Annotated in this window: 1 protein-coding gene; it reads right to left on the reverse strand. The window is 47.4% G+C overall.

The genetic code is table 11. The features are described from left to right. Positions 1-717: Na+/H+ antiporter NhaC family protein (locus R7P74_RS26405; RefSeq protein ID WP_318123616.1), on the reverse strand; the 717-nt coding region annotated here is incomplete at both ends.

A 717-nucleotide genomic window follows, 5' to 3' on the forward strand; every position in this document is an offset into this window, starting at 1 on the left:
ATTGGTGAGAAACCAAACGCCAAAGAAAGCGGAACGTAGATGGTTGCAAGTATTGGAATCGTCGAGAATGAAGAACCAATACCCATGGTTACCAACAGACCAACAACCAGCATAAGTAGCGCTGCAAGCGGTTTGTTGTCACCAATGCTTGTAGACAGTGACTGAACTAGGGTTTCTACGCCACCGGTTTGTTTCATTACCGCTGCAAAACCCGCGGCTGCGATCATGATAAAGCCGATCATCGCCATCATGTGAACGCCTTTGGTGAATACGTCGTGGGTTTCCTTCCACGCGATAACGCCACCAAACGTGAACACCATAAAACCAGCAAGAGCACCGATGATCATTGAGCCGGTGTAAAGCTGAACACCAAGCGCGGCAATAATACCAAGTGCAGCCACTAGGATGTGCTGTTTGTTAATGCTGTGGTCGGTTTCGTGGACTACAGTCAGTTCTGTTTCTTTGTACTCACGAGGTTTTCGGTAGCTAACAAAAATGGCCAGTAGCAAACCAAAAATCATACCCGCGCCAGGAAGCAACATTGCGGTTGGTACTTGGCTTGCGACAACGTTCTCTAAACCGTTGTCATGCAGGTTCTTCAGCAAGATGTTGTTTAAGAAGATGCCGCCAAAACCAACAGGAAGCACCATGTAAGGTGTAATCAGACCAAAAGTCAGCACACACGCAATTAAGCGACGATCCAGTTTAAGCTTCGCA

It is taken from the genome of Vibrio sp. 2033 (genome assembly GCF_033339735.1).